Source organism: Paeniglutamicibacter psychrophenolicus (assembly GCF_017876575.1).
Classification (GTDB): Bacteria; Actinomycetota; Actinomycetes; order Actinomycetales; family Micrococcaceae; genus Paeniglutamicibacter; species Paeniglutamicibacter psychrophenolicus.
The window spans coordinates 1,931,355-1,953,245 of sequence record NZ_JAGIOE010000001.1 but is presented as its reverse complement, the minus strand read 5'-3'; the positions used below and the strand labels follow the sequence as shown (position 1 = coordinate 1,953,245).

At 67.4% G+C, this 21,891-nt stretch carries 20 protein-coding genes; 11 read left to right on the top strand and 9 right to left on the bottom strand.

Going from position 1 to position 21,891, the window contains the following annotated elements:
- The first annotated feature begins 99 nt into the window (after window positions 1–99).
- On the top strand, window positions 100–528 hold the full coding sequence (locus JOF46_RS08720) for a hypothetical protein (protein ID WP_209906959.1): 429 nt from the start codon (window positions 100–102) through the stop codon (window positions 526–528).
- Here JOF46_RS08720 and JOF46_RS08715 read toward each other — a convergent pair.
- Window positions 509–2,173 carry an ATP-binding cassette domain-containing protein gene (locus tag JOF46_RS08715; RefSeq protein WP_209906958.1) on the bottom strand — a complete coding sequence of 555 codons (1,665 nt, stop codon included), beginning with the start codon at window positions 2,171–2,173 and terminating at the stop codon, window positions 509–511. The two genes, JOF46_RS08720 and JOF46_RS08715, sit on opposite strands and share 20 nt — an antisense overlap.
- A 194-nt stretch (window positions 2,174–2,367) precedes the next feature.
- On the bottom strand, window positions 2,368–3,411 hold the full coding sequence (locus JOF46_RS08710) for an NAD-dependent epimerase/dehydratase family protein (protein ID WP_209906957.1): 1,044 nt from the start codon (window positions 3,409–3,411) through the stop codon (window positions 2,368–2,370).
- Between the two features lie 140 nt (window positions 3,412–3,551).
- Here JOF46_RS08710 and JOF46_RS08705 point away from each other — a divergent pair, with 140 nt between their 5' ends.
- The 8 genes from JOF46_RS08705 (at window position 3,552) to JOF46_RS08670 (ending at window position 12,463) form a co-directional block, all read left to right on the top strand.
- Window positions 3,552–4,145, top strand: coding sequence for a hypothetical protein (locus JOF46_RS08705; protein WP_209906956.1), 594 nt, complete (start codon window positions 3,552–3,554; stop codon window positions 4,143–4,145).
- 69 nt (window positions 4,146–4,214) lie between these two features.
- A complete protein-coding gene (locus JOF46_RS08700) occupies window positions 4,215–4,808 on the top strand; it encodes a hypothetical protein (RefSeq protein ID WP_209906955.1) in 594 nt (197 codons plus the stop codon).
- Between the two features lie 345 nt (window positions 4,809–5,153).
- Complete coding sequence (locus tag JOF46_RS08695) at window positions 5,154–6,674, top strand: pyridoxal phosphate-dependent decarboxylase family protein (protein WP_209906954.1); 1,521 nt, start codon at window positions 5,154–5,156, stop codon at window positions 6,672–6,674.
- On the top strand, window positions 6,671–8,005 hold the full coding sequence (locus JOF46_RS08690; protein WP_209906953.1) for a lysine N(6)-hydroxylase/L-ornithine N(5)-oxygenase family protein: 1,335 nt from the start codon (window positions 6,671–6,673) through the stop codon (window positions 8,003–8,005). The genes JOF46_RS08695 and JOF46_RS08690 overlap by 4 nt, the downstream gene beginning before the upstream one ends.
- Window positions 8,002–10,416: a GNAT family N-acetyltransferase gene (locus JOF46_RS08685; protein ID WP_209906952.1), complete on the top strand. Its 2,415-nt coding sequence runs from the start codon at window positions 8,002–8,004 to the stop codon at window positions 10,414–10,416. Before JOF46_RS08690 ends, JOF46_RS08685 begins: the two co-directional genes overlap by 4 nt.
- A 191-nt stretch (window positions 10,417–10,607) precedes the next feature.
- Window positions 10,608–11,183: a hypothetical protein gene (locus JOF46_RS08680; RefSeq protein WP_209906951.1), complete on the top strand. Its 576-nt coding sequence runs from the start codon at window positions 10,608–10,610 to the stop codon at window positions 11,181–11,183.
- Between the two features lie 9 nt (window positions 11,184–11,192).
- The gene (locus tag JOF46_RS08675) at window positions 11,193–11,807 is read left to right on the top strand and encodes a hypothetical protein (protein ID WP_209906950.1); all 615 of its coding nucleotides are present in this window, start codon (window positions 11,193–11,195) and stop codon (window positions 11,805–11,807) included.
- A gap of 170 nt (window positions 11,808–11,977) precedes the next feature.
- Complete coding sequence (locus tag JOF46_RS08670) at window positions 11,978–12,463, top strand: hypothetical protein (protein WP_209906949.1); 486 nt, start codon at window positions 11,978–11,980, stop codon at window positions 12,461–12,463.
- Between the two features lie 44 nt (window positions 12,464–12,507).
- On the opposite strand, the gene JOF46_RS08665 is transcribed toward JOF46_RS08670, so the two are convergent.
- The 7 genes from JOF46_RS08665 to JOF46_RS08635 all read right to left on the bottom strand — a co-directional run bounded on the left by JOF46_RS08665 (window position 12,508) and on the right by JOF46_RS08635 (window position 19,245).
- Window positions 12,508–13,113, bottom strand: a complete 606-nt coding sequence (locus tag JOF46_RS08665; protein WP_209906948.1) for a GNAT family N-acetyltransferase — start codon at window positions 13,111–13,113, stop codon at window positions 12,508–12,510.
- A gap of 41 nt (window positions 13,114–13,154) precedes the next feature.
- Window positions 13,155–13,859: a tyrosine-protein phosphatase gene (locus JOF46_RS08660; protein WP_245348063.1), complete on the bottom strand. Its 705-nt coding sequence runs from the start codon at window positions 13,857–13,859 to the stop codon at window positions 13,155–13,157.
- The gene (locus JOF46_RS08655) at window positions 13,847–14,179 is read right to left on the bottom strand and encodes a hypothetical protein (protein ID WP_209906946.1); all 333 of its coding nucleotides are present in this window, start codon (window positions 14,177–14,179) and stop codon (window positions 13,847–13,849) included. The genes JOF46_RS08660 and JOF46_RS08655 overlap by 13 nt, the downstream gene beginning before the upstream one ends.
- A gap of 113 nt (window positions 14,180–14,292) precedes the next feature.
- On the bottom strand, window positions 14,293–15,165 hold the full coding sequence (locus tag JOF46_RS08650) for a 3-hydroxyacyl-CoA dehydrogenase family protein (protein WP_209906945.1): 873 nt from the start codon (window positions 15,163–15,165) through the stop codon (window positions 14,293–14,295).
- Window positions 15,166–15,167: 2 nt separating this feature from the next.
- Window positions 15,168–15,938 (bottom strand): enoyl-CoA hydratase/isomerase family protein, encoded by a 771-nt coding sequence (locus JOF46_RS08645; RefSeq protein ID WP_245348062.1) that lies wholly within the window; start codon window positions 15,936–15,938, stop codon window positions 15,168–15,170.
- Window positions 15,939–15,952: 14 nt separating this feature from the next.
- Window positions 15,953–17,176 (bottom strand): thiolase family protein, encoded by a 1,224-nt coding sequence (locus JOF46_RS08640; protein WP_209906943.1) that lies wholly within the window; start codon window positions 17,174–17,176, stop codon window positions 15,953–15,955.
- A 617-nt stretch (window positions 17,177–17,793) separates the two neighbouring features.
- The gene (locus tag JOF46_RS08635) at window positions 17,794–19,245 is read right to left on the bottom strand and encodes an amino acid permease (RefSeq protein WP_209906942.1); all 1,452 of its coding nucleotides are present in this window, start codon (window positions 19,243–19,245) and stop codon (window positions 17,794–17,796) included.
- Window positions 19,246–19,647: 402 nt separating this feature from the next.
- Between JOF46_RS08635 and JOF46_RS08630 the strand changes: the two genes are divergently transcribed.
- Together JOF46_RS08630 and JOF46_RS08625 are read left to right on the top strand one after the other, a co-directional pair.
- Window positions 19,648–20,613, top strand: a complete 966-nt coding sequence (locus tag JOF46_RS08630) for a 1,4-dihydroxy-2-naphthoyl-CoA synthase (protein WP_342592405.1) — start codon at window positions 19,648–19,650, stop codon at window positions 20,611–20,613.
- Window positions 20,614–20,626: 13 nt separating this feature from the next.
- Window positions 20,627–21,754 carry an AMP-binding protein gene (locus tag JOF46_RS08625; protein WP_209906940.1) on the top strand — a complete coding sequence of 376 codons (1,128 nt, stop codon included), beginning with the start codon at window positions 20,627–20,629 and terminating at the stop codon, window positions 21,752–21,754.
- The last annotated feature ends 137 nt before the right edge of the window (window positions 21,755–21,891 follow it).

Sequence of the window (21,891 nt, the reverse complement as noted above, 5' to 3'; positions counted from 1 at the left end):
CGAATTACTCGCACCTCATTGAGATGACTTCGCGGCCACGGGGCCACTGTTGGCCATCCTTGAGAAGCACCTCCGCACTCGCAAGAAAGGCCATCCAAGGTGCGTACCGCATACAAGGTTGTTGCCCACATCATCGCTGCCGCCGTTGTCGTTCAGGCGGCCCTCATTGCCTGGACGATGTTCGGGCTGATCCCGTCCTTCGAATCCGGGGTTCTCCCATCAGAACCGCCCCTGACAGCCATCATGCACGGCGAGGTCGGGATGCTCGCGATCCCGGTGCTCGTGCTGGCATTGCTGGTCATATCGATCTTCGCCCATGCCGGCCTGAGATGGGCCCTGTGGCTCGTGCTCGCCGTGCTGGTACAGATCTCGCTGGCCTTCGCGGCGTTCGAAACCGCCTGGGTTGGCGCCCTGCACGGCCTCAACGCGTTCACCATCATTGCGTTGGCCGAGCTCGGGGTCCGGGCGGTTGCCCATGCACCCGAACACGTGCCGGGCACCAAGCACGTCATGCGACCGGCAGTTTAGCCGGGCGCCGCATTTCCCATTCGCGGTCGGTGGCCAGCGCGGCGAGGAATTCCTCGTCGTGGCTGGCCACCACCATGGCACCCCCAAAGGACTCGAGCGCCGAGAGCAGTTGTTCAACGGTGGCCATGTCCAGGTTGTTCGTTGGCTCGTCGAGCAGCAGCAATTGCGGGGCCGGGTCTGCCAGCAGGATCATCGCCAACGCCACCCTGAACCGCTCGCCCCCGGAAAGCTGAGACACCGGCTCATCGACCCGGCCTGCCCGGAAATGGAACGCCGCCAACTGGTCCCTCAGCACCCCCGGAGCCACGCCCGGCGCGGCAAGGCGCAGGTTCTCCAGCATGCTCACTTCATCCCGGAGTCCGGCCCAGCTTCCGGGTTCCCCGGCGTCAAGGCGCTGGCGCAGGAAACCCGTGGGTACCTTGGCTTGGGCGTTGATCTGGTCCAGGAGCGTGGACTTGCCGACCCCGTTCCCGCCCACCAGCCCGATGCGCTCGGGCCCCATGATCCCGAGCACCGCTTCCTGGTCGATGGGTTCCGAGTCCTCGTGCAAGACCCCACGGGCGATTGACCCGCCGGGCAGCTCGACGATGCTGCGCCCGGCCGACACCCGGGTGCCGGGCAGCTCGATGGATATGCGCAGGTCCACCGGCAAGGCGTCGCGTGCTGCTGCCAGCTCCGCAGCGGCATCGACCTCGTGCGATTTCATGATGCCGCGGCTTCTGGCCGCGGAGACCTCGGCCTTGTTGCGCAACGTGTTGGCCAGGATCTTGGGCATGGACTCGGCTGCCTTCTGCCCCTGCTTGGAGCGCCTGGCGATCTTGGTTTCGGCCTCCCGGGCCTGGCGCTTCTCGATGGCCAATTTCCGGCGGGCATCGCTGAGCCTGCGGGCGGCGCTGTCCCCCTCGTGGCCCAGGGCTTCCTCCCGCGATGCCCAGTCCCCAAAACGCACCACCTCGATCTTCTCGGCCCGCAGCGCACGCACGTTCAGCGGGCGCAGCTCGGCCAGCGAACCAACCAGGCCCAGCAGCGTCTTGTCATGCGTGGAGACGACCAGGGTCCCGGGGTGGCGCTGCACCATCTCGTACAGGCGGTGCCGGGCCGCCCGGTCGAGGTTGTTCGTTGGCTCGTCCAGCAGCATGATCGCGTCGCCGCGGATCTCAAGGCCGGCCAGCCCCACGGCCATGGTCTCGCCGCCCGAGAGCGTGCCCACGGTCCGTCCAAGGAATTGAGGGCTGATGTCAGCTTCGAGGTAGCCGTTCAGCAGGGCCGCGGAACGTTCCTCCAGGTCCCAATCGTCCCCGATGGTCTCCAGGTCGAGCTCCAGGTCCTCGGAACTGTTGCCCAGGACACGGTGCAGCGCCGCACGTGCACGGGATATCCCCATCAGCTCCGCCACGCTGCGGTGGGAGTCCAGGACGATGTTTTGGGCCAGGTAGGCGGGCCGGGAGTCCACGTGGATGGTTCCGTGCACGGGGGCCAGTTCCCCGGCGATGAGCCGCAACAGCGTGGATTTTCCCGACCCGTTGGGCCCGATCAGGCCGGTGGTGCCGCGGGAGAATACGGTGGAAAGGCCGTCGAAAACCGTGCCGCCATCGGGCCAGGAAAAGCCGAGGCGGTCAATGACGATGGGTGTTTGGTGCTGCATGGTGGTGCTCGTTTCGACGAAGGGTGCGCCGAAACTTCCGCACTGGCGGCCCCAGGCTTCCCCGGAATGCGGGGGCGGAGCGGGCAGGCGGGTTTCCCTTGGCGCGGATTAGGCGAAGGCGAGAACCAGGAGCACGTCAGGTCCGTTCGTAGGCAATGGGACCCTTCAATCCTGCGGGCCGCGGATGCCGGATGTCAACCGGAGGCACCGCCGCGCTTCCGCACGGCCCCCAGCACGGCGGTTTCCTCCGCGGCGCTGAGCCCGGAGGGCAGCATCCCGGTTCCGCTGCCGCCAGCGTGCCGCACGATGTCTTCGAAAGTCTCGCCCAGGCTCCTGCGGTGCAACCCGGCAGCCGTTGCACGGGCGCCGGAGCGCCGGGCGAAACCCGCGTACCCGCTGCCCTCGGGAAGGACCAGCGGAAGCGATTTGGGGCCGGCCCAGGGATTCACGCCGTCCAGGCCCATGTGCTCCACCCCGTAGCGCACGCAAGTGGCCTCCCGCACGGGTGCCGCTCGCGAAAGATCGACCCGTTGCGCCGCCCGTTGCGCGAGATCCAAGGCTTCCCCCAGCTCGTGCACCCGCCCCACGGCATTGATCGGTCCGTGTTCACCGGCGATTCCCGCCTCCATGATGAATGCGGCAAGGTCCCTCACATCGATGACCTGCACATGGGCCTGCCCCTCGGGGGCCCACGGAACCAACACCGGTTCCCGGGGATCGGCAAAGCGCAGCGGCCAGTAGCTGCTGCGGCCGCTCGGGTCCCCCGGACCGCCGATCAGCCCCGGACGTACCACCAGCGCCTTCCCCTGGCGCGATTGAATGGTCACCAACTCGCAGGCCGCCTTGGCCCGCCCGAAATCCGCGCTCACCCCGTCCTCGGACTCGGGAAGCGGTTCCAGGATCGCCGCCGTTTCGTCGGCGCCGGGCTCGGACTGCAGGGCATAGGCCGAACACGAGGAGACCAAGACCCAGTTCCGGGCGGCCGTACCCAGGAACCGGACCGCTTCGCGGGCGAACCGCGGCCTGTCGGTGAGCTCGATGACCAGGTCCCAGGCCCGGCCCGCCACCTGTCCGTAGGCGTCAGGTGCTTGGCGATCGGCGATCACGGCGCTGACACCAGGGGCAAATGGCTTGGTGCCGCGGGCCAGCGCGGTCACCGCGTGTCCGCGATCCAGCACCTGGCGGGAAAGTGTTTGTCCCAGCCACCCGGTCCCGCCCAGCAACAGTATTTGCTTCATGTCTCGAGCCAACATCGCGCCCGGTCCAGCGGCAAGGCCTCTTCGTTCTTGGCGTAGGAACACCCCGACGGAATCCGACACATTGCAAGGATGGGTTGCCGAAGCGAGCGGGTATCGGGCGGCGCAGATAAGGTGAGGCCATGAAGCGTTTTTCGGGATTGATCGCAGCATTGGCCGGCCTTGGCCTCTTGTTGACGGCCTGCATGCCGATTGACGGGAACACCTCCGTCCCGACACCCGACGAATCCACGAACTCCACCGGCGACACCTATGTGCCGCCCGTCGAAGCGCCGCGTGAGGATCTACCGCTGCAGGAATACAGCACCATCGACCTCGACCAGCGGATCGCCAAGCTGCCGCACTCGATGGCCGCACCCCAGATCCAACAGGGTTCGCACCCCATCGACTATGGAGTGCCGGGCAGCGAACTGGTGCTTCTGGCGGAGCAATTGACCGCAAGCAGCCGTTTTGCCCTGCCCCGGGAAAACCCGGGCGACATGGTCCTCATCGAGGTGGCCTGCTCCAACAGCATCGGCTTCGAGGTCATGCTCTTCGACATCGACGGGGCCCCGCTGGGCGGCGGCTCGTCATCGGAGTGTTCGCCCGGCGTGCCCAACGGCTTTGGGATCGGCATCCGGGGCAACCCCCGGCTGGGCCAGGTGCAACTCGCCTTTGACCGGGAATCCGGGATGGAACTCAGCGTCGTGACCTTCACGCGCGCTGAAGGGCAGTGAATCCCGAATGATGCGGGATCGAACCCAGTAAACCGCCCGCACGCCGAAGCATGCGTATAGGGTCAGGTCATGAAGCGTTTTTCGATGGTGGTTGCGACCCTGGCCGGGCTGGGGCTGTTGATGACGGCCTGCATGCCGATCGACGAGATCAACGATGCCCCGGAGCCTTCCTCCTCGAGCGGCGGAAGCCACGATGCCCACCCGCTGCCCATCCAGGTGCCCGAAACACCAGTTCCCCTGCAGCCGTATTCCGCGGACGGACTGGACCAGCGAATCTCGCAGCTGCCTCCTTCCATGGCCGCCCACCAGATCCAGCAGGGCCTGCACCCGCTCGACGATGGCGAACCGGGCAGCGAGCACGTGGTGCTCGCCGAACGCTTCTCATCCAGCATGGACTTTGAACTGCCCCGCAATCTCACCAGCGATCACATAAGCGTTGAATTGACCTGTTCAAGGTCCGTATCTCACTCTTTCTCGATCATCGACGGCAATGGACGGGAAACAGGCGGCAGCAGCATGGGCTCATGCGGTTCCGAGGGTCCCAGCGGCATGCGTACCGGCCTGCGGGATACCCAGGAAGCCGGGCAGATACAGGTCCGCTTCGAGGGTGAATCCGACATGGTGCTCAGCGTGGTCGCCTACACCGGTACGCACGAGGACTGAAGAACCCCCAAGACCGCACCCGATCTCCGGGCGCGCATTCCAACCATGGTGGACACGCACAACTCCTGAAAGGGCCGCTTCCCGACGCCACCCGCGCTGTCCACCCCCGGCCTCTTCCTTGGTTCCTTGCGAATTGTTACACCCGCTATTCGGGTGCTCCGGCCGTTTCCGGGCACGCCGAAACACGGCGGCCACTTTGCACCGTCCGACGTGGGCTTTTTGGTTGTTCGTTGAACTTAAGTTGTATTAGCTCCCGTGCCTATGTCTTTAATATCTGGTCACGAGTTAGGTAAGCATAACCTTTCCATCTCGCATCGTGGCAGTCCCCGATATTGAAGGAGCCCCATGACGCCCCAACGTCAACTGGCGCAACCACTGTCCTCCCCCGCAGATCTTGCTGCCGGGCAATTGCTCACCAGCGAAACCGCCGAACGAATGGCCGAGGAATTCGCCTCCGCAGCCCGGCTCGCTGCCCGATCGATTGCCGCCGCCACGGGCCCCACCACCGGGCCCCGCCCGGAAGCCTTGCGCGCCCGGCTCGACGCCGTGGACCTGCGCACACCGCTGGGCAGCACTGCCGCAGCCCTGGAAGAGGCGACCGAGCTGTACCTGCGAGATGCGGTCTACTTCCACCATCCGCGCTACGCGGCGCACCTGAACTGCCCGGTCGCCCTGCCCGCCATTGCCGCCGAGGCCCTGGTCACCACGGTGAACACCTCGATGGACACCTGGGACCAAAGCGCCGGCGCCACCCTCATCGAACAGCGGCTCATCGACTGGGCAGCCGGCCTGGCCGGGCTGGGTCCGGAAGCCGACGGCGTGTTCACCAGCGGCGGCACCGCCTCGAACCTCCAGGCCATGCTGCTGGCCCGCAACAGTGCGGTGGCAGGGGCCACCGGCTCGCTGCCCGAACGCCTGGCGGGTCTGCGCATCTATGCCTCCGCCGACAGCCACTTCAGCATCTCCACCTCCGCGTCCCTGCTGGGGCTGGGCGCCGAGGCGGTCGTTGCCATCGAGTGCGACGAGCTCCACCGGATGGATGTCTCCGCCCTGCGGCACGCGCTGGAGAAGGACCGGGCCGCGGGCCTGCGCGCCATGGCCATCGTGGCCACCGCGGGGACCACCGACTTCGGCTCCATCGACCCGCTGGGGGCCATCGGTTCCCTGGCCGCCGAGCACGGGGCCTGGTTCCACGTCGACGCCGCCTACGGTTGCGGGCTGCTGGCCTCGGCGCGCCACCGCGGGATGCTCACCGGGATCGAGGCAGCCGATTCGGTGACCGTCGACTTCCACAAGTCCTTCTTCCAGCCCATCGGTTCCAGCGCCATCCTGGTCCGCAACCGGGCCGCCCTCGCCCTGGTCTCGCACCACGCCGAGTACCTGAACCCCGCCGCCGAGGCCGGTCGCACCCCCAACCAGGTCGACAAGTCCCTGGCCACCACCCGCCGCTTCGACGCCCTCAAGCTCTGGGTGACGCTGCGCGCGCTCGGCACCGAGGCGATTGGGCAGATGTTCGACTCGGTCATGGACCTCGCGGCCGCCGCCGCCTCGATGGTCCATGCGCACCCCGAGCTCGAGCTGGCCGCAGAGGTGCAATTGAGCACCGTGGTCTTCCGCTATGTGCCGCCGGGACCCGAACCCGCCACGGACACCGCGACCGAGCCGCTGGCCAACGCCATCCGCACCGCACTCTACGACTCCGGGGCAGCCATGGTCGCCGCCACCACCATCGACGGGGTGCGCCACCTGAAACTGACGTTGCTGAACCCGAACACCACGCCCGGGGACATCGCTGGAATCCTCGACGCCGTGGTGTCCCACGGCCGGGCGATCTGCCAGATGCGCACCGGGATGGCCGCCGCATGAGCGCGCCGCTTCACGACCGCATCTGGGATGCCGTGGGCATCGGCGCCGGCCCCTTCAACCTCGGCTTCGCCGCGCTGGCGGACACCGTGCCCGGGCTCGAGGTGCTGGTGCTTGAGCGCGCCGAGGAATTCGCCTGGCACCCGGGCATGATGCTCGAGGGAACCCACCTGCAGGTTCCCTTCATGGCCGACCTGGTCACCATGGCCGACCCCGCCCACCCGCTGTCCTTCCTGAACCACCTGAAGGACACCGGACGCCTCTACCCGTTCTACATCCGCGAGAACTTCTACCCGCTGCGCGAGGAGTACAACAACTACCTGCGCTGGGCGGCCGCCCGCCTGCCCGCGGTCCGCTTCGGTGCGCACGTGGCCGCCGCCCGCTACGCCAACGGCGTGTACGAGCTCGACGTGCACACCGGCGACGGGGTCTCCACCGTGCGCACCCGGCGCCTGGTGCTGGGCACCGGCACCACCCCGCATGTTCCCTCCGTCGTCCCCGAATGCGTGTTGGGAACCGGGGCCGCGGTACACAGCAGCGGCTACCGCCCCGCCCGCGCAGCGATCGCCGCAGGCTCCCGCATCGCGGTGGTGGGCAGCGGGCAGAGCGCCGCGGAGGTCTTCGCCGACCTGCTCGGAACCCTGGGCCCGGAGCAGCACCTGCAGTGGGTGACCCGCTCCGCGCGATTCTTCCCGCTCGAATACACCAAACTGACCCTGGAAATGACCTCCCCGGAATACATCGACCACTTCCACGGGTTGCCGCAGGGCACCCGCGACACGCTTTCGGCCAGCCAGAAGGGGCTGTACAAGGGCATCAACGCGGACCTGATCGACGAGATCCACGAGATGCTCTACCGCCGCCAGGTTTCGGGGCACGCCCCGGTCACACTCCGTGCCGCCACTTCCCTGCAGGGAATCGAGCACCGCGACGGCGCCCTTCAGCTGCGCCTGCGCAACCAGGACGACGGCGGGGAGTTCTCCGCGGCCACCGACACCCTGGTGCTTGCCACCGGCTATTCCTACCGCGAGCCGGCCTTCCTGGCCGGCCTCGGGAAACGCATCAACCGGCTGCCCGGCGGCAGGTTGGATGTGGACCGGCACTACGCGATCAGCGACGATGCCGACGTGCTGGTGCAGAACGCCGAGCTGCACACCCACGGCTTCACGGCCCCCGATTTGGGCATGGGCGCCTACCGCAACTCGGTGATCATCAACCGGATCCTGGGGTACGAGCACTACGCGGTGGAAAAACGCATCGGGTTCCAGTCCTTCGGCAGCCCCGCCGCCGCCCCCGCATCGCCCTCCCCCTCGCTCGAAGGAGCCCACGCATGATTTCCACACCCTCCATCGTCCTTCCCCCGGCCCGCCGCACCGCGCCGGAAGCCGGCGACTTCGCCTTCCGCCGCTTCGACCCGGGAACCGACGCCCCTTTGCTGCACGGATGGGTGAACACCGAGCGGGCCCGCTACTGGGGCATGCTCGGCACGACCGTCCCCGAGGTCCGCGCTGCCTACGGGCAGCTCGATGTCTCGGCGCACCACCAAGTGCTGCTGGGTCTGCTGCCCGCCCCGCACGGTGCGGCCGAGCCGGAACCGGCGTTCCTGCTCGAACACTATTCCCCGGAGCACTCGGTGCTTGCCGGCCGCTATGCCCACCGGAACGGGGATGTCGGCATGCACCTGCTGCTCGCCGGCCCCGGAGAGGGCAGACCGTTGCCCGGCCTCAGCGCGGCGGCCATGGAGGCGACGCTCGCCCACCTCTTCGCGGACCCGGCGGTGCTGCGGATCGTGGTCGAACCCGACGCGGCGAACACCGCCATCCACTCGCTGAACTCCCGGCTCGGTTTCCGCCCCGCCGGCCGGATCGAGCTGCCGGCCGGGGATGACACCGGGGTCAAGACCGCGCTGCTTTCCCTCTGCACCCGGGCGGACTTCGCCGCGGCGACCGGCCGCCCCTCGTCCGCCACGGCGCATCTGTCCCCCACCCGCTGGGAGACCGCCAACCGCCACCTGCTGGCCAAGGCCATCGCAGAGTTCACCCACGAGCGGCTGCTGGCCCCGGTTCCCGCGGACGGCGGCTGGCTGCTGGGCAGCGATGCCCACGAATACCGCTTTGCCGCGACCGTTCACGCCCTGGAGCACTGGGTCATCGACCCGGATTCGCTGGTGGTTTCCATCGACGGGGAAGCCGCCGCCGTCGATGCCGCCGGCTTCGTGCTGGCCTTCCATAATACCCTGGACCTGTCCGAAGCCCAGTTGCCGGTGTACCTCGAGGAAATCACCAGCACCCTGGCTTCGCACTGCTACAAGCAGCTGCACTCCACGGCGAGCGCGGCAGAGCTGGCCGCCGGGACCGGGGACGGGGTCGCCGACTTCCAGCGCACCGAGGCCGCAATGACCGAGGGGCACCCCTGCTTCGTGGCCAACAACGGCCGCCTGGGCCTGGGCGCCACCGACTACCTCGACCACGCCCCGGAGACCGGCTCGGCCCTGGCCCTGCACTGGGTCGCCGCGCACGGCTCCCGGGCCCGCTACAGCGCCGTGCCGGGACTGGACGCCGAGTCCCTGCTGCAGGGCGAGCTGGGGACCCGGCAGCTGGCCCGCTTCCGGGCACGGATCGCCGAGGACTGTGGCTCCAGCGGCCTGGAGCCGGAAGACTTCGTGCTGATGCCCATCCACCCGTGGCAGTGGGAGCACAAGCTCGCGGTGGCATTCGCCGCCGACGTGGCCACCGGCCACCTGGTGCACCTGGGCGCCGGGGAGGACCTGTACCAGCCGCAGCAATCGATCCGCACCTTCTTCAACCGCAGCAGCCCCGAACGCCACTACGTCAAGACCGCGCTGTCGGTGTTGAACATGGGCTTCATGCGCGGGCTCTCGGCCGCCTACATGGAGAACACCCCGGCCATCAACGCGTGGCTCACCTCGATCTTCGAAAACGACGAGGAGCTGCGCCGCTGCAACACGGGGCTGCTGCGGGAGGTCGCCGCGGTCGGCTACGCCAACCCGCTCTACGAGGCGGCCGGCCCGGATGCCCCGCAGCGCAAGATGCTGGCCGCGCTCTGGCGCGAATCCCCTGCCGGGTCGATCGAGCCCGGGCAGCAGCTGGCCACCATGGCCTCGTTGCTGCACCTGGACGCGGCCGGTGCCTCGCTGGCCGCGGCGCACATCCGGCGCTCGTCGCTGGAGGCCACGGACTGGCTCACCCGCTACTTCGATGCCTACCTGGTCCCGCTGGTGCATGCCCTGTGCCGCTACGACCTGGCATTCATGCCGCACGGGGAGAACGTCATCCTGGTGCTGGAGGATTCGGTGCCGGTGAGGGTGCTGCACAAGGACCTGGCCGAGGAGATCGCGGTGCTCGGGGACCGGCTGGCGCTGCCGCCCGAGGTGGAGCGGATCCGCGCCGCGGTCCCGGATTCCGAGCGCCGGCTGGTGGTCTTCACCGACATCGTCGACTGCTTCCTGCGCTTCCTGGCACCAATGCTGGCCCGCGAGGGGATCTGCAGCGAGGACGTCTTCTGGGAAACCGCGGCGGAGAGGCTGCTGGCCTACCGGGCCCGTAACCCGGAAACCACTGCGGCATTCGACGCGCTGGAGCTGTTCGCACCGGACTTCGAGCTCTCCTGCCTGAACCGGCTGCAGCTGCGCAACAACGCCCGGATGCTCGATCTCACCGACCAGTCCGGCGGGCTGATCTACGCCGGCACCCTGGCCAACCCGATGGCCGGGCTCGGGATCTAACGCCCGCGGGAGGCCGCAAATTCGCGGCCTCCCGCAGGCCGTGGGGCACACCGCTTTTCTGCGAACCACGTGAACCCCCTGCTACTGGGCCATCCCACACAATCGACTCGCCGTTTGTGGGCAAGGTCGTTCTGGCGGGCTCCCCGGCATGCTTCTACCCTTCGGACATGAAGCACTGGGCGATTGATCTCATGGTCGCCATCACACTTGCCTCCAGCCTTTCGGGGTGCACCTCGGTGGTCGATGACGTGGACATGGCCACCACCGAGCCGTCGTCGCGCCCCGCGCCCCGGCCACCCGTTGCCATGCTTCCGCCGGCCGTAGCCACTCCCACCCTGTCGGCTGCTCCCGATCCGCAACATGAATCGCGCAGCATCGAGGCGCTGTTGCTCTCCGGCGAGCACCCGTTGGCCGGTGCCGTCCCGGGCTCCGAGCAGGTGGTGCTCAGCGTCGAGCGGAGCCGCGGCTTCTCCTTTGCCCTCCCGGCTCGGGCCCGGGGCGTGTCCCTGTGGATCGCGGTGCGGTGCCGGCGGCCGGTTCCGCTGTCGCTGATGGCATTCGATGCCGCCGGCCGCACCACGCTCATGTACACGCCGGACCGATGCCCGGCCACCGACCTGGTGGCCGGTCCCCTGGACACCACGGAAACCAGGGGCATCGTGACCATCCCTAACGGCGCACCGATGCACTTCACGCTGGTCTCCGGAAAGCTCGCGAACACCGATGACCGTCCCGGCACCCGCTGGCCGCGAAAATTCCTGAGGTGAGGAACGGCCATGAAGGAATTCTCGCGCGCATCGGGCCCGACCCGCCGTACCCGGGCCGGGCTTCATCCGCTGGCCCTGGCGGCCCTGCTTGGCTTGGCGTGCCTGGCCGCCGGGTGCACCACCCTCGTGGATGATCCCGCTCCCCTCCCGAGCCCAAGCCCCACGGCGTCCGGGCCGTCCTTCATCCCCGAAACCCAGGTCTTCCCCGTGACCCCGTCCCCGCAAGAACCCGGCCTGGGCAACAAGCGCCCGACCCACGCCGAGCTCATCGAGCAGGGCAAGAGCCCGCTGCCCGGGGCCCTGCCCGGCAGCGAAAAGGTCCTGATGCACGTCCACGGCAAGGGCGAGGCCAGGATCGTGCTGCCGGCCCAACGATCCGGCGCGCTGCTGTGGATCCTGGCCGGCTGCGAGATCGAGGCGCCGCTGACCATCCGGACGCTGAACCTCTACGGCGTCGTGGTGGCCCGCTACGATTTGGAGCCTTGCCGTGCCGCCGAGGGCGGCGGGGGCACCGAGGACGGCACCTCCACCCTGGTGGAGATCTGGACCAGTCCGGACGTGGAGTACGACCTGAGCATCATTTCCTCGGAGATACGCGCCCACACCGACGGGCCCCGGCGGTGAAGCGGCGCTCCCGCGGCAGGGCCCCGGGTGCCCGGATGGCGCGTGGAAGAACCGACAGGCAAGATCTCTCCGCCGTTTCCGGGCCGACACGGAGGTTCCGCCCCGGACGGCATCCGGGTCTCACCCTGGCGACACGGGCTTGCCTGGTCCTTCTGCTCGCTGGATGCACCATGCTCGTGGACGATTCGTTGCCCGCTCCCTCGGCAGTCCCCCCGGATCACGGGCCGTCGTTCATTCCGGAAATCAAGGTCATTCGCATCGTTCCCGCGCCGAGCCCTGATGGCACCGAGACCAATCCACCGTCCCATGCCGATCTCATCGCCGGGGGCAAGAGCCCGTTGCCCGGTTCCCTTGCCGGCACCGAAAAAGTCTTGATGCACTTTCACGGACGGGGCGATTCAAGAATCATCCTGCCGTACCAGCGTTCGGGCGCGCTGCTGTGGCTGCTGGTGGGTTGCGAGACCGAGGCGCCCTTGGGCATCCGGTCGTTCGACGTCCACGGTTTCGTGGTGGCCAGCTATGACTTGGAACCGTGCCGTGTCGCCGAGGGCGGAGGCGGGACCGCGGACAGCACCTCAACCTTCGTGGAGGTATGGACCGATCCGGATGTGGAATACGACGTCAGCGTCATTTCCTCGGAGCTGTACACCGAGTGAATCTCCACGCCTGCTGCACCAACACCGTGCCGGGACAGCAGCCGCTACCGGGCGGAATCCAGGTGCCCGGCCAGCCGGAATTCGAGCCCGGAGCGCACCTGCGGCCATTCGGAGGCGATGATCGAGTACACACAGGTGTCGCGCAACGAACCGTCGGCCATGCGCCGGTGCGCCCGCAGCACCCCGTCGAGCTTGGCCCCCAGGCGCTCGATCGCGGCGCGCGAGGCCATGTTCATCCAATGCGTGCGGAATTCCACGGCCGGGCAGCCCAGGACCTCGAAGGCATGGGTGAGCAGCAGGAGCTTGGCATCGACGTTCGTGCCGGTCCCGCGCACCGAGGCCCGGTTCCACGTCGAGCCGATCTCCACCCGGGGCAGACCTGCGTCGATGTCCATGAAGGTGGTCATGCCCAGCACCACCGAATCGGCATTGCGCCGGGTGACGAAGGGCAGCATCGAGCCGGCCTCCTGCAGTTCCAGCCGGCGCTCGATCTCCGCGCCCATTTCTTGGGGCGACGGCACCGCCGTGAACCAGAGCTTCCAGACCTCCCCGTCGCGCACCGCGGCGACCAGTTCGTCGTGGTGGGATTTTTCCAGCGGTTCGAGCGTGACCAGCCGTCCGGCGAGGGTCACGGGTGCAATCGGCGTCATGATTTCAGCCTACGGCGCGCGGGCTCCGGTGGCCGGGAAATTCAGGCGAGCCGTTTCTTGATCGCTTCGAGCTCCGTCTCGCTGAGCCCGTGCTCCCGCAGGAAGTCTTCGACACGCAGCGAGGCGACGAACTCGCCCAGCGCCCGAAGCCGTTCGTGCAGCGGGCCGAGGAGGTCTCGTTCCTCGAGGTAGGACTCGTGGGGGTGCTTGTAGGCGCTGATCCTGTGCCAGTCGTTGATCCCGCGCAGGGCCGCCTCGTATTGGGGTTCGAGCAGATCCTCGCGGTCCACCAACTCGAGCAGCATCGAGACGATCAGCCCGGTGCGGTCCCGTCCCGCCGAGCAATGCAGCACGATCTTGCCTTCGGCCGCGGCGATGTGGTGGAACACCTCGGCAATCCGTTCGGGGAAGAACGCGAGGTTTTCCGGGTACATCCGCGGGTGGTTCATGTAGGGTACCGCGAGTGCCTCGAACTCCGGGTGGCCGGACTCCTCGGTGGGGGAATTGATGATCGTGATCCCGGCCTTGGCCGCCTCGTCGACGTCGGGATCGGTGTGCCGGCGGGCCCGTTCGCCGGGATTGCGCAGGTCGATGACGGTGCGCACCCCGTCCGCGTAGGCCTGCTGCCATCCGGTGGTGGTCAGCCACTCGCTGCGTCCCATGCGGTAGAGCTTCCCCAGCACCAGGCGCGCATTCACGGCGCCATCCCACCGAGGCTGGTCCATCGAATTGCTCACGGAATCCATGCTCCATCCTGCTCCCAGGAGCCTCCAGAAAACACCGTTGCCGACACTTCGGAGTCCCCGAAGACGCCGGCTGCCCGCTCGGAGTCGAACTCCAGCACCACCGCGTGGCGGGTCTCTTCGCCCCGGGGATATTCCAGCTCCGCCGAGGCAAGCCCGGGAACTTCCGTGAAGGTGGTGCACAGGTGGTCGATGAAGCGCCGTTCGAAGGCCCTTGCCTCCTCGGGCGCCACCTCGATGCGCATGGTCAGTACATGGATCTGCGGCACTGCCCCTCCCCCGGTCCACATCGTGTTGGCCCGCCCTGCGGGCCTTTGCTCCACGCTACCGAAGATCTCCCACGGTTTCCCGCATGGCCCGGCTGACGGGTACGCAAAAGCCGGTGCCAGGAAGCGGGTGGAACGCTTCCGGGCACCGGCCTGGGCGGCACAACCAGCTACTTGGCGTCGTTCCAGTCGTAGAAGCCCTTGCCGGTCTTGCGGCCCAAGTGGCCGGCCTCGACCAGGTCGCGCAGGATCTGCGGCGGGGCGAAGCGGTCGCCCAGGGTCTCGTGCAGGTACTCGGCGATCCCCAGGCGCACATCAAGGCCCACGATGTCGGTGGTCTTCAGCGGACCGGTCGGGTGCTTGTAGCCAAGCACCATGGCGTTGTCGATGTCCTCGGCGGACGCCACGCCCTCCTCGACCATGCGCATGGCCTCCAGCGCGATGGCCACGCCCAGGCGGGAGGAGGCGAAGCCGGGGGCGTCGTTGACGACGACCGCGGTCTTGCCCAGTCCGGCAACCCAGCCGCGCGAGCGCTCGATCAGTGCCTCGGCGCTCTGCTTGGCGATGACCACCTCGATCAGTGTCGAGGCCGGGACCGGATTGAAGAAGTGCAGGCCCAGGAAGTTTTCCGGGCGCTGCAGTTCGGCGGCCAGCCCGCTCATCGACAGCGAGGAGGTGTTGGAGGCCAGGATCGCGTCGGGCGCGAGGTTTTCCTCGACCTTCTTGAGCGAGGAGACCTTCAGGTCCCAGATTTCCGGGACGGCCTCGACCACCAGTCCGCGGTCGCCGAAGTCGGCGTAGTCCACCGAGACGCGCAGGCGTGAGGTGATCTGCTCCTGGGTCTCGTCGATGCCGCCCCGGGCGATCGACTTGGCCACGGATTCGGTGACGCGTTCCAGGGCACCCTGGGCGCTGGCTTCGTCGCGTTCGACGACGAGGACGTCGGAGCCGTTGATGAGGAACGCGTGGGCAATGCCGGCGCCCATGCGTCCGCCGCCGAGTACGCCGACCTTGGCCGGGAGCGTGTTGGGAAGTGTTGTCATTGTTATTTCTTCCGATCCAAGAAGGCGGCCATGCGGTCGAATTTTGCCTGGGATTCGAACAGCATGCCCTGGGCCAGGGTGTCGATGACGGGGTGCGCCTCGCGCGGGGCGTGGAACACCGACTTGGTGATGCGCACTGCCAGTGCGTCCTGCTTGCCGATGCGGTCGGCCAGCGCGGAGGCGGCCTCCAGCAGGTCCTTGCCCTCGACGAGCTCGGTGATGAGCCCGACGCGCAGGCATTCCTCCCCCTTGAGCACCTTGCCGGCCAGCAGGATCTCCTTGGCGACAGGTTCGCCCACGAGTTCCTTCAGGCGCCAGGTGGCACCCGCGGCGGCCATGATGCCCAGGCCGGTTTCCGGGTTGCCCATGCGCAGCTCGGGGGTGCCGATGCGGAAGTCCGCGGCAAAGGCCAGCTCGGCCCCGCCGCCCAGCGCGAACCCGTCAAGGGCCGCGATGACCGGCATCGGCAGCTTTGCAAGCCTGTCGAAGATGCCCGAGTTGATCCCTGCAAGCGCATCGTCGCGTCGGCGTTCGCGCAGCTGGGCGATGTCGGCACCGGAGGCGAAGATGCCCTTGGTGCCGTTTTCCGGGTCCGCGGGGGTGCCGGAGAGCACCATGATCTTCGGGGTGCGTTCCAGGTAGGCACACACGGCGTGCAGCTCGTCGACCATCAACTGGTCGATGGCGTTCCTGACCTCCGGGCGGTCAAGCTGGACATAGAGCCGGTCGTCGAACTCGGTGAGCTTCAGGGTCGTGAAACCGGAAGGTTCCAAGCGCTCCGCCACCCCTAGACACCCTCGATGAGCAGCGCGGCGCCCTGGCCGACGCCGACGCACATGGTGGCCAGGCCCAGCTTGGACCCGCCTTCCTTGGCTTCGCGCTCCAGGCGGCCCAGCAGCGTGATCACGATGCGTGAACCCGAGGAGCCCAGCGGGTGGCCCAGCGCGATGGCTCCGCCGTCGTTGTTCACGATCTCCGGGTCGATGCCCAGCTCGCGCATGGAAGCCAGCGACTGCGAGGAGAAGGCCTCGTTGAGTTCGGCTGCGGCCAGGTCCTCGATCTTGTAGCCGGAACGCTCCATGACCTTGCGGGTGGCAGGGACCGGACCGACGCCCATGATCTCCGGGGCCAGGCCGGCGGAGGCACCGTCGATGATGCGGGCGCGCGGGACAAGTCCGTACTTCTTGATGGCGGCCTCGGAGGCCACGATGATGGCCGATGCGCCGTCGTTGAGGGTCGAGGCGTTGCCCGCGGTGACCACGGTGCCGCCCTTGACCACGGGGCGCAGCTTGGAGAGGACTTCCAGGGTGGTGCCGGGGCGCGGGCCCTCGTCGGTGTCGACGATGATCTCGCCCTTGCGGGTCTTAACCGTGACCGGGACGATCTCGTCCTTGAAGTGCCCTGCCTCAATTGCGGCAAGCGCGCGTTCGTGCGAGCGCACGGCAAAGGCGTCGCAGTCCTCGCGGGAGGTGTTGAAGACGCGGGCGACTTCCTCGGCCGTTTCAGGCATCGAGAAGGTGGCCTTGCCCTCGCGGGACAGCTCGCCGGAGAGGAACTCGGGGTTCGGGAAGCGCCAGCCGATGGAGGTGTCGTAGCTTTCTCCCGGCTTGGCAAAGGCAGTCGTTGGCTTTGCCTGGACCCAGGGGGCGCGGCTCATGGACTCGACGCCGCCGGCGACGACGATGTCCGCGGCACCTGCCTTGATCATGTGGCTCGCCATGGTGATGGCGCTCATGCCCGATGCGCAGAGGCGGTTGACGGTGATGCCCGGGACGGTGTCCTCGAAGCCGGCCAACAGCCAGGCCATGCGCGCGACGTTGCGGTTTTCCTCGCCGGCGCCGTTGGCGTTGCCGAAGATGACCTCGTCGACGTCGGCCGGGTCGATGCCGGCGCGCTCGACGGCGGCCTTGATGGCGATTGCCGCCAGGTCATCGGGGCGCACGCTGGACAGCGCTCCGCCGTAACGTCCCACCGGGGTGCGGGCTCCGCCCACCAAGAATGCCTCGGTCATCACAACTCCTTTGTCAGTCGGCACACGCCATGGTCCGTTCCGCGGTTTCCCGGCGGAATGAACCGTTCATGTTCCGTGTTTTGGCTCCGTTTGCCGGCCCCGAAACGGGTCCGGCAGAATTACCGACCATTCGTTCGCTAATTGAAACACACCTAGATTCCCATCTTGTCATATGTGTGGTCAACCACGTTCCGACACAAAACCCGAAAGCGTTGACGCATGCCGGGCACTGGCGTACTGTCTTCGGTCTGGCCGAGGCCCGGGCACCCGGCTCGAAGGGACACACCTGCCAAATACCGCCGTAATGAACCGGGGCCGCGGGACAGCCGCCCACCCAACGACCCAGCGAACAACAAGCCGGCCCTCGGCCCGGCCGGAAAATCCGCGTCATGGAGCCTGTCCCCTGATCGGCGTGATGCGCCCCTTCGATCGGGCCCGCCAAATGCGCGCCGCCCCGGTTCCCCGGCACAGTCCCGACTGGCATCCCCGCCAGCCTGGTGGCCGCTTTGCCGCCCCAACCCGAAAGTTGACCAGTCGGACGCAAAAAGGCGGGTGGCCCGGCCCGGGGTTTCCCCCTGAACCGGCCCACCCGCCGCGGCGTTATCGCGCCTGCTTGCTTAGGCGTACAGCTCGGACTTCGGCTTGTTGTGGCGCACCTTGCGCCAGCCGATCCACAGGCCCACCGCAATGATCGGGATGCAGCCAATGGTGTAAAGGCCCAGGTGGAAGACCTCGCCGTCCTTGCCCACCATGGTGTCAAAGCCAATCAACACGGTGATGATGGCAAGTGACACCAGGCCCGCCCAGCTGGTGTATGGGGAACCGGACATCGGGAGCTTGGAGATCTTGCCCTTCTTCCTGCGCAGCATGATCTGGCAGGCGAAGATCGAGGCCCAGGTGAACAGCACGCCGATCGAGGCGGTGTTCAGCGCGAGGTCGAACGCGTAGGATCCGCCGAGCCAGATGTTCAGCATGACGCCAACGAAGTAGACGGCGGCAATCGCCCAAATGGCTGCGTACGGGACGTGGCGCTTGTTCATCTTGGTCAGCCACTGCGGGGCGTGGCCGTTGTTGGCCATTGCGCGGAAGACGCGGCCGATCGAGTAGATGCCCGAGTTGCAGGAGCTCAGTGCGGCGGTGATGACGATGAAGTTCATGACGCTGCCGATCCAGCCCCAGCCCAGCTGGTCGAAGACCGTCACGAACGGGCTTTCGCCGGCCTTGAACTGGTTCCATGGAAGGATCATCGCCAGCAGGGTGACCGAGCCGACGTAGAAGACCACGATGCGCACGACCACGGCGCGGATGGCTGCGGGGACTTCGCGTTCAGGGTCTTCCATTTCGCCGGCGGTGATGCCGACCAGTTCGATGCCGTTGTAGGCGAAGATGACTGCGTTCAGGACCAGGATGGAGATCAGCACGCCGCGCGGGAACATGCCGCCCTCGCTGGCGAACAGGTTGCTCACCGCTGCGTGTCCGTCGCCGACCTGGGCGTTGGTGACCACCAGGTAGATGCCGATCAGCAGGAAGAGCACGATCGCGGCGACCTTCAGGAAGGATGCCCAGAACTCGAATTCGGCAAAGGCCTTGGCGCTGAAGAGGTTCACGGCCACCAGCAGGCCCAGGGCGCAGAGCGCCGCGGCCTCCACCCGGACGCCGGGGAAGAAGTAGGTGAAGTACAGGCCAATGGCGATCAGCTCGGCAATGCCGGTCATCACCCAGTTCAGCACGTACATCCAGCCGGAGAGGAAGGCGCCCTTGGGGCCAAAGAGCTCACCGGAGTAGGAAACGAAGGAACCCGAGGACTGGCGGTACATGATCAGCTCGCCCAGGGCACGCATCAGGAAGTAGGCGATCAGGCCGGCCAGCGCGTAGGAGAAAATCAGGGCCGGACCGGTGGAAGCCAGGCGGCCACCGGCACCCATGAACAGGCCCACGCCAATGGCACCTCCCATGGCGATCATCTGGACGTGGCGACGGGTCAGCGTCTTCTTGTAGCCTTCGGCAGACACCTCCGCGCCCTTGGTGGACGCGTGGTGCTGGTGCTCTCGTACGTTGTGTGGTTCCAACGTGCAACTCCTTTGGTGACTCAATCAACCCGCATGGGTAATGCGGGGAGTACACCCGGCGAGACCCGTTTCAGGGCGCCCGATCACACATTTACGTGGGGGTGCAATTGGCCAACTTACCGTATTTTTCGTCACAACATGAAGTCGAATGTGGACTGGAGCACAACGACACAACGTGATGCACACCATCACATCAAACACAAGTATCCAAGTGGGAGTGCGCTTTGATGAAGGTCACACTGTCAAGGAAAATCCCAATATTAATTGTTGAACAGTTTGGCTTCCGGTCCGCGGCCACCACCTCGACACCACGGCCTTTCCGGCGTGCAGCGGATGCCCCAAAGCCCCTTGCACCACCGCCCTTTCGCCCCCGGGGGCAGGCAGCGGATAGCATTCATGATTGTGAGCACCGTTGAATCCGCACCCCAGTTGCCAGCCAAGGTTTCCGACATCTTCGACCCCGTGCAGTGGCGCGTTGTCGAGGGCTTCGACCTTGAAGACATGACCTACCACCGCCAGGTCGAGCGCGACGCCGACGGCAACATCGTCCGCGACCTGCCGACCGTGCGCATCGCCTTCAACCGCCCCGAGGTCCGCAACGCGTTCCGCCCAGGCACGGTCGACGAGCTCTACCGCATCATGGACCACGCCCGCATGAGCTCGGACGTGGCAACGGTATTGCTCACCGGCAACGGCCCCTCGGCCAAGGACGGCGGGCACTCGTTCTGCTCCGGCGGGGACCAGCGCATCCGCGGCCGCGACGGCTACCGCTACGCCGAGGGCGAGACCGCCGACTCGATCGACCCGGCACGCGCCGGACGCCTGCACATCCTCGAGGTCCAGCGCCTGATGCGCACCATGCCCAAGGTCGTCATTGCCGTGGTCAACGGCTGGGCCGCCGGCGGCGGGCACTCGCTGCACGTCGTCTCGGACCTGACCATCGCCTCGCGCCAGCACGGCAAGTTCAAGCAGACCGACGCCACCGTCGGTTCCTTCGACGCCGGCTACGGCTCGGCCCTGCTGGCACGCCAGGTCGGGCAAAAGAACGCCCGATCGATCTTCTTCCTTGCCCGCGAGCACTCCGCGGAGGACATGGTGGCCATGGGAGCTGTCAACGAGGCCGTCGACCACGCCCGCCTCGAGGAAGTCGCCCTTGAATACGCCGCGGACATCGCACGTCAGTCCCCGCAGGCCATCCGCATGCTCAAGTTCGCCTTCAACCTGGCCGACGACGGGCTGGCCGGCCAGCAGGTCTTCGCCGGCGAGGCCACCCGCATGGCCTACATGACCGACGAGGCCGTCGAGGGACGGGACGCCTTCTTGCAAAAGCGCAACCCCGACTGGTCCGGCCACCCGTACTACTTCTAGGACCCCCAGGCTCATGAATCCAGATTCCGCGCTCGTTGCCCTGTCCGCCTCGCTCAACGAGGACGGCCCCGCGGTGGAAATCCTGCCCGGCACCACCAACAACGACTACCTGGTGAACCCCGTGGACGAGACGGAGCTGGAGGGCCTGGAGGAAATCGCGGCGGTGGTGCGCACCTCGGGTTCCACCGGAACCCCGAAGCGCACCGCGCTGTCCGTGGAGGCCCTGGCCACCTCGTCCATGGCAACTGCCGAATACCTGGGTTTCGAGGGCCAGTGGCTGCTGGCCCTGCCCCTGCACTACGTTGCCGGGCTCGCGGTGCTCACCCGCAGCCTCTACGCCGGCACCCGCCCCTGGGCCATGGACCTGGACACCGGCTTCGACGCCGCCGGGTTCAACGAGGCGGCCTGCGCCCTGACCGATTCCAGGCGACTGGTCTCCCTGGTTCCCACGCAGCTGCAGCGCCTGCTCACCGAGCCGACTGATGAAACCCTGGCCACGCTGCGGCGCTTCGACGCGATCCTGCTCGGAGGGGCGCGCGCACCGCGGGCCGTCCTGGAGGAGGCGGCCAAGCACTCGCTGAAGCTCCACCTCACCTACGGGTCCAGCGAGACCGCCGGCGGCTGCGTCTACAACGCCCGCGCACTTCCCGGGGTCGAGGTCAAGACCGTCGATGGCCGGATCTGGCTGGGCGGACCCACCATCGCCTCCGGCTACCTCGGCAACCCCGGGCTGACAGCCAAGCACTTCACCGTCGATGATTCAGGCGTGCGCTGGTACGCGACAGAAGACCTGGGCAGCTACACCGACGGCGTGCTGTCGGTGACCGGACGCGCCGACGACGTGATCATCACCGGCGGGGTGAAGGTCTCCGCCGCAGAGGTCCAGCACGTCCTGGAATCAGTGCCCGGCGTGTCGGCGGTGGCGGTGGTTCCGGTGCCCGATGCGCAGTGGGGTCAGCAGATCGGTGCCGCCTATGCGGGGAACGCCGCCCAGGAGTCCATGGCCGCAGCGGTGCGCCAAGCGCTCGGCGCCGCGGCGGTGCCCCGGCGGATGATGAACCTGCCGTCGTTGCCGCTACTGCCCAACGGCAAGGTCGACCGGATGCAGCTGGCCTCCGACTTGGCTGCCTCCTCGGACTGACAGCCCCGGCCGTGCCCGGGCTCGGATCGGGTTTGACGACACGATCCCCCGCCCGGCCGGCTGCCGGCACCAAACCAACACCCCCTGGCGTAACGTTGGCAACATCACTGGTCAGTGCGCATTTCCTGGCCAGCTCC

What these genes read in the sequence shown, in the direction of transcription:
- JOF46_RS08715 (WP_209906958.1), bottom strand. Translation starts at nt 2,173, where the DNA reads ATGCAGCACCAAACACCCATCGTCATTGACCGCCTCGGCTTTTCCTGG.
- JOF46_RS08710 (WP_209906957.1), bottom strand. Translation starts at nt 3,411, where the DNA reads ATGAAGCAAATACTGTTGCTGGGCGGGACCGGGTGGCTGGGACAAACA.
- JOF46_RS08705 (WP_209906956.1), top strand. Translation starts at nt 3,552, where the DNA reads ATGAAGCGTTTTTCGGGATTGATCGCAGCATTGGCCGGCCTTGGCCTC.
- JOF46_RS08700 (WP_209906955.1), top strand. Translation starts at nt 4,215, where the DNA reads ATGAAGCGTTTTTCGATGGTGGTTGCGACCCTGGCCGGGCTGGGGCTG.
- JOF46_RS08695 (WP_209906954.1), top strand. Translation starts at nt 5,154, where the DNA reads ATGACGCCCCAACGTCAACTGGCGCAACCACTGTCCTCCCCCGCAGAT.
- JOF46_RS08690 (WP_209906953.1), top strand. Translation starts at nt 6,671, where the DNA reads ATGAGCGCGCCGCTTCACGACCGCATCTGGGATGCCGTGGGCATCGGC.
- JOF46_RS08685 (WP_209906952.1), top strand. Translation starts at nt 8,002, where the DNA reads ATGATTTCCACACCCTCCATCGTCCTTCCCCCGGCCCGCCGCACCGCG.
- JOF46_RS08680 (WP_209906951.1), top strand. Translation starts at nt 10,608, where the DNA reads ATGGTCGCCATCACACTTGCCTCCAGCCTTTCGGGGTGCACCTCGGTG.
- JOF46_RS08675 (WP_209906950.1), top strand. Translation starts at nt 11,193, where the DNA reads ATGAAGGAATTCTCGCGCGCATCGGGCCCGACCCGCCGTACCCGGGCC.
- JOF46_RS08670 (WP_209906949.1), top strand. Translation starts at nt 11,978, where the DNA reads ATGCTCGTGGACGATTCGTTGCCCGCTCCCTCGGCAGTCCCCCCGGAT.
- JOF46_RS08665 (WP_209906948.1), bottom strand. Translation starts at nt 13,113, where the DNA reads ATGACGCCGATTGCACCCGTGACCCTCGCCGGACGGCTGGTCACGCTC.
- JOF46_RS08660 (WP_245348063.1), bottom strand. Translation starts at nt 13,859, where the DNA reads ATGGATTCCGTGAGCAATTCGATGGACCAGCCTCGGTGGGATGGCGCC.
- JOF46_RS08650 (WP_209906945.1), bottom strand. Translation starts at nt 15,165, where the DNA reads ATGACAACACTTCCCAACACGCTCCCGGCCAAGGTCGGCGTACTCGGC.
- JOF46_RS08640 (WP_209906943.1), bottom strand. Translation starts at nt 17,176, where the DNA reads ATGACCGAGGCATTCTTGGTGGGCGGAGCCCGCACCCCGGTGGGACGT.
- JOF46_RS08625 (WP_209906940.1), top strand. Translation starts at nt 20,627, where the DNA reads ATGAATCCAGATTCCGCGCTCGTTGCCCTGTCCGCCTCGCTCAACGAG.